Here is a 2,051-nt window from a genome sequence, read left to right on the forward strand (position 1 = left end):
TTAATTATTTTTTTCATTAATTATTTACCTCCATATATTAAAAATATACCTAATTTTAGGTATATTTTATAAATATCAAGAGTTTTCGACAAAATTAAAGTAATTTTGTGTCTTCTGCCCTTTTAATATTATTGTTTCAATCTTTATACATAAAAAAGACAAATCCGCCAAATAAAACAAGAAACAACACAATAATAATCGTCAATGTAATAATTAATCAAGTTGCCATCATTTTTTAGTTCTCCAATCCTTCTTGTCACATTCCAACTGGTACTGGTTTAATTTGATATTTTCTTAACACAGTAACCGATAAAATACTACATATTAACGGCATAATAATTCCTAATAATACTGCTAATACTGATAATCATCAAGGCTTTGATAACCCTGAACTAATAAAGACATAAAACATAAAAACACTATTAACTGCTAACAACAATGGTGTTAAATACGAAATCGCAAATTTATATGTTTTACCAATTTTAATTCACGAATGTGCATTATTGTAGGCAATCATTATTGGTAATTTTTTGTAAATATGAATAAATAAAATAATTTCAACTAACGCCATCACTAACATATTAACACTACCAGCTAAAGCTTGGAACGAATAAAGTAATTGGTTAGTATCTTTAAACATTAAGACTAAACCAATGGTAGCTATTAAAATCATTAAAATAATAACTTGTTTTTCCTTTACCTTGTAATTTGAAAAAATTCCATTTATGACAACTTCAATCATTGCAATAATACTACTTAATCCAGCAAATAATAATGCTGTAAAAAATAAAATGCCTAAAAAGTTTCCAAAACCAACAAAGGTTTGTTTATTAATAACATTAAAAGTTTGTGGAAAAACATTAAAGATAAACTAGCACCATCATTTTTTGGAAACGCTTCATCAATTGCTTTGGTATAATCATCAATCGTAATTAATCCAGGATTTTGTTCATGAACTAAAATGCCTGCTGAACCAAAAACCATAATTAATGTTAAAAGTGAAATTGCTAAAACACCAAATGATAAAATATATGCTTTATTTGTATTATCCTGTGTTTTTGGTGCTGCACCAGCAAATAACATCATAAATCCTGAACCAACACAAACCATAAACACACCTAATCCAAAGGCATCACTTCATACTTGCAAGTTGCCAAAAGAACTTAAGGTTCTTTGCGTTAGCATTAAAACTGTTCCTAGTCCTTCTAATGCTCCTGGAATTGTTAAAACGTAAATTGCTAAAACTAATAAAATAACAAATAAAACTGGAATAAAAATAACATTTGCTTTTTCAATTCCTTTTGCTCGAAACATCACAATTGTCCCAACAATAATAACAATTGCAATAAAGGCTAAATATGCTAATCATTGAAAATTAGCATTACCGGCTACACCAATTCCACCAGGATTTAAAATATTATTATCAAACCATAATGGTGTATTAATTGACGATGTAAAATTTAATATTAATGAAATTAAAACATAACCAATTAATACGGTATAGTAATTAGCGACAATAAACTAAAGGCTGATTCAAATCAACCGATAAACCCACTTGCTTTTGGGTTTTCTTCATCAAAAATATTAATTAACGATTTACGTCGCATATTACCAATGTTGAATTCTAAAATTAATAACGGAATGCCACAAGTAATAATTGCTAAAATATATAAAACAGAAAATGCTAAACCTCCATTTTGCTTTAATAAGGTGGGGAACCCCCATACATTACCAAGTCCAATTGCTGCCCCTAATGTGGAAACAATAAAACCAAACTTGCTAACATGCTTCTTCTTTTTCATTTTTTAATTCCTTTCTTTTAAAAATAAAAAACAATTACTAATAAATTATTAATAATTGTCCTTAACGAATAATATTTCTTTTGATTAATAAAAAAATATCGCTGCATTTCTTTCTCAAATTTTTCTTATTATTATAATTCTGTCTGTAAATTGTAAATGCAAATGTAGCACTTTTTATATGAATGAAAACCTTATTTTTAAGCTTAATAGTTATTTTAGTAATTAATTAACTAAAATAAGCCATAAWAT

General features: G+C 26.8%; 4 protein-coding genes. All 4 read right to left on the minus strand.

Features of this window, described 5'->3' with window-relative positions; translation table 4 throughout:
• Positions 1 to 94: 94 nt before the first annotated feature.
• On the minus strand, positions 95 to 229 hold the full coding sequence (locus EHV01_RS05000) for a hypothetical protein (RefSeq protein WP_422066493.1): 135 nt from the start codon (positions 227 to 229) through the stop codon (positions 95 to 97).
• A 6-nt stretch (positions 230 to 235) separates the two neighbouring features.
• On the minus strand, positions 236 to 742 hold the full coding sequence (locus EHV01_RS05005) for a hypothetical protein (protein WP_422066494.1): 507 nt from the start codon (positions 740 to 742) through the stop codon (positions 236 to 238).
• A gap of 53 nt (positions 743 to 795) precedes the next feature.
• Entirely contained in the window at positions 796 to 1,314 is a 519-nt protein-coding gene (locus EHV01_RS05010; RefSeq protein WP_422066495.1) for a hypothetical protein, read from the minus strand.
• 176 nt (positions 1,315 to 1,490) lie between these two features.
• A complete protein-coding gene (locus EHV01_RS05015; RefSeq protein ID WP_422066496.1) occupies positions 1,491 to 1,802 on the minus strand; it encodes a hypothetical protein in 312 nt (103 codons plus the stop codon).
• Positions 1,803 to 2,051 lie beyond the last annotated feature (249 nt).

Origin of the sequence: Spiroplasma sp. hy2, from assembly GCF_044714365.1 — a bacterium.
GTDB lineage: Bacteria > Bacillota_I > Bacilli_A > Mycoplasmatales > Mycoplasmataceae > Spiroplasma > Spiroplasma phoeniceum.